The organism is Methylobacterium sp. Leaf111, assembly GCF_001423285.1.
Taxonomy (GTDB): domain Bacteria; phylum Pseudomonadota; class Alphaproteobacteria; order Rhizobiales; family Beijerinckiaceae; genus Methylobacterium.
The window spans coordinates 1-3,284 of the sequence record NZ_LMNE01000057.1 but is presented as its reverse complement, the minus strand read 5'-3'; the positions used below and the strand labels follow the sequence as shown (position 1 = coordinate 3,284).

Genomic DNA, 3,284 nt, shown 5'->3' with positions numbered 1-3,284 from the left:
AGAGCGTGAAGGAGATGCCACTGCGCATCCCGCCAGACTCGCAGGACAGGCCTCAAACCGAAACCCCACGCGGACTCAACCGTCAGACCTTAACCACTAGCACGAGTGTGGGGCGTTTCGTATCGTGGAATTGAACCCACCTGTCGTCCACGGCTTATGCAAGTTCTCGAGCGTTTGAGGGGGACCCGGATCTTGGTCCAGCCGAAAGGTAGGCGTTTCGATCTCTGAGGGTCCGCCGGATTTTAATCTGGCTAAAAGGTGAGCTTCCAGATCTTATTCGGCGGCATGCAGGGCCGCCGCCAGGGGGAATTTCTGGGACGTTCGTCACCCCAGGGCGGTGTGAGGACGGCTTTCGTTGTAGTGCCGCCGCCACGTCTCGATCTTGCTCCTCGCGTCCGCCACCGACAAGAACTAGGGTCTGTCGTCGCCTGAACGGATTGGTTTGGCTTTCGTTTTCGTCTCTCTGATGCAGGAGGGACGATGCTGAGCGACGCGCAGTGGTCTGAACTGGAGCCCCTGGTGGAGGCCTGCCGGCCCAAGGCCAAGACGCCCCCACAGGATCTTCGGCGCACGCTCTTAGCCATTCTCTAGCGGCATCAGAACGGGGCCAAGTGGCGGGCTATTCCGGAGGATCTGGGTCCCTGGTGGCGCGCTGCGCAGATCTTCATCCGCTGGTCCCGTGCCGGCGTCTGGGAGCGACTGCTTGGCCTCGTGCAGGAGCGGGGCGTCCAACTCGGGATGGTGTTCCTGGACTGAACCGCTCCGGGTTTTCCGGAGGCCCCAACTCTTGCGAGGATGGAGCCATGACGAAGCGAACCCCACCGTTTTCCCCTGAGGTCCGTGAGCGCGCTGTGCGGATGGTGCTGGAGCACCAGGGCGATCACGCCTCTCAGTACGGAGCGATCCGCTCGATTGCCGCCAAGATCGGCTGTTCGGGCGAGACACTGAGGAACTGGGTGCGCCAGGCCGAGCGCGACCAGGGTGTGCGAGCCGGACCGACGACGGACGAGCGCGAGCGGATCAAGGCCCTGGAGCGAGAGAACCGGGAGCTCCGGCAGGCCAACGAGATCCTGAGGAAGGCGTCAGCGTATTTTGCACAGGCGGAGCTCGACCGCCCGTTCAAGCGATGATTGCGTTCATCGACGAGCACCGCAGGGCCTACGGGGTCGAGCCGATCTGCCGCGTGCTGCCGATCGCCCCGTCGACGTATCACGCCCATGTCGCGCGCCGGGCCGATCCCAGTAGGCTGCCAGCACGATCCGGGCGGGATGCGGTGCTGATGACCGAGATCCGGCGCGTGTACGAGGCGAATTTCTGCGTCTACGGCGTGCGCAAGATCTGGCGGCAGCTCGACCGTGAGGGGATCGTAGCTGCACGGTGGCTCGGTTGATGCGGGTGATGGGCTTGGCTGGCGTCGTCCGGGGACGCAGGGTCCGCACGACCATTCCCGATCCGGCGGCGGCCTGTCCGCTCGACCGGGTCAACCGGCAGTTCAAGGCCGCGTGCCCGAACAGATTGTGGGTCGCGGACTTCACCTACGTGGCGACTTGGCGTGGCTTCGTTTACGCCGCCTTCGTGATCGACGTCTTCGCGCKCCGGATCGTAGGCTGGCGTGTGTCGCGCTCCGCCCGGGCTGACTTCGTGCTCGATGCCCTGGAGCAGGCCCTGCACGAGCGCCGCCCTTTCGCCGGCGGCGGTCTCGTCTGTCACTCCGACCGCGGGTCGCAATACGTCAGCATCCGCTACGCCGAGCGTCTCACCGAGGCAGGTATCGAACCCTCCGTCGGTAGCGTCGGAGATTCCTACGATAATGCGCTCGCCGAGACGGTGATTGGCCTGTTCAAGGCCGAGGTGATCCATCGGCGCGGCCCGTGGCGAGGCTTCGAAGCCGTGGAATACGCCACGCTCGAATGGGTCGATTGGTTTAACAACCGCCGACTGCTCAAACCAATCGGGAATATCCCTCCCGCCGAGGCCGAAGCGCGCTACTATGCCCAGGCCGAGGTACAAGCCTTGGCCGCCTGATCCAAACCGAATGGCCTCCGGGAAACCCGGAGCGGTTCAGACGGCACGAACATGCGAGCGCACCAAAAGGCGGCGGGAGCTGCCAAAAGGGGGGATCTGGGCCCGAGCGAGATGCTCGTGAAGCTCTTGGCCGCTCACGTGGCGGCTATGGCACCAAGGCTTGCGTGATCGCGGATGGACGGGGTCGCGCCATCGCCTTCCGGCTGGCGCCCGGTCAGGCCCATGAACTGCCCCATGCGGTTCCGCTGCTCGACCAGCTTCCGGGTGTGCCCAAGTGGGTCGTCGGGGACCGGGGCTACACCAGCCACGCCTTTCGTGAGCACATCTGGGACATGGGCGCGCGGCCCGCGATCCCGCCTCAGCGCCACGAAGCACCCGTCGCCTGCCCGGACTGGATCTACAACAACCGCAACCAGGTCGAGCGCCTCTGGGCCAGGCTCAAGGAGTGGCGCGCCATCGCCACACGCTACGAGAAGACGACCGTCAGCTTCATGGGCGTCCTCTGTCTTGCCGCGGCCCTCGATTGGCTCAAGCGATGACAGACCCTAGCACTACCTGGGCACTTTGATGGATCGTAAGGCGTTGTCGCCCTGATGGTTCAGGAGGCAGCGATGGATGGGGATCGCCACGGGATAGACGAACTCGATGCGTGGCTGGCACCATTCCTTACGGTGATGGGACGCAAGACCCGACGGACCTGGGCGCCGCTCTACCTTCGGGGTCTGCTGGGGGCGGGGGATCGCAAGAGCCTGCAGCCGATGGCGACGCGCCTCGGGCTGCCGGGCCACGACCAGTTGCAGCACTTCATCGCCAGCCCGGCCTGGGATGATGCGCCGCTCTGGACGGAGCTGGCCCGTCAGGCGGATCGGCTTGTAGGCGGACCCGATGCCTACCTGGTGATCGACGACACGGCCCTGCCGAAGAAGGGCGCGCGCTCGGTCGGAGTGGCGCGCCAGTACTGCGGCGCGCTAGGCAAACAGGCCAACTGCCAGTCTCTGGTCTCCCTTACCCTGGCGCAGGACGAGGTCCCCGTACCGGTGGGCCTGCGCCTGTTCCTGCCCGAGGCATGGACGAGCGATCCACAGCGGTGCTTGCAAGCCGGCGTGCCCAAGCCTGCGACCGTGCCACGGAGCAAGGTAAGCGCTGTTTTCAGGCCACGGCTTTGAGGGCTGGCATGGCCTGGTAGGCCCATGGCAGCAGGTCGTCGAGACGGCTCTGTGGGTGGCCCTCGACGATGCGGGTGATGACGTCGGTGAGAT

General features: G+C 65.3%; 1 protein-coding gene, 5 pseudogenes and 1 other annotated feature. Of the genes and pseudogenes, 4 read left to right on the top strand and 2 right to left on the bottom strand.

Annotated elements, in window-relative coordinates; all coding sequences use genetic code 11:
• Window positions 1–324: 324 nt before the first annotated feature.
• Window positions 325–411: pseudogene (locus ASF41_RS24335) on the bottom strand (integrase core domain-containing protein); the annotation flags it as partial.
• Between the two features lie 69 nt (window positions 412–480).
• On the opposite strand from ASF41_RS24335, the pseudogene ASF41_RS20355 reads away from it, so the two are divergent.
• The 4 pseudogenes from ASF41_RS20355 to ASF41_RS20335 all read left to right on the top strand — a co-directional run.
• A pseudogene (locus ASF41_RS20355) lies at window positions 481–753 on the top strand (transposase); the annotation flags it as partial.
• Between the two features lie 50 nt (window positions 754–803).
• Window positions 804–2,025 (top strand): annotated as a pseudogene (locus ASF41_RS20345) (IS3 family transposase).
• Window positions 1,085–1,201, top strand: a sequence feature (AL1L pseudoknot). Its footprint overlaps the pseudogene before it by 117 nt.
• A gap of 39 nt (window positions 2,026–2,064) precedes the next feature.
• Window positions 2,065–2,564, top strand: a pseudogene (locus ASF41_RS20340) (IS5 family transposase); the annotation flags it as partial.
• Between the two features lie 72 nt (window positions 2,565–2,636).
• Window positions 2,637–3,161, top strand: a pseudogene (locus ASF41_RS20335) (IS701 family transposase); the annotation flags it as partial.
• Window positions 3,162–3,174: 13 nt separating this feature from the next.
• On the opposite strand, the gene ASF41_RS25265 reads toward ASF41_RS20335, so the two are convergent.
• Window positions 3,175–3,284, bottom strand: a 110-nt coding sequence (locus ASF41_RS25265) for a transposase domain-containing protein (protein ID WP_156653278.1), incomplete at its 5' end; no start/stop codon positions are given.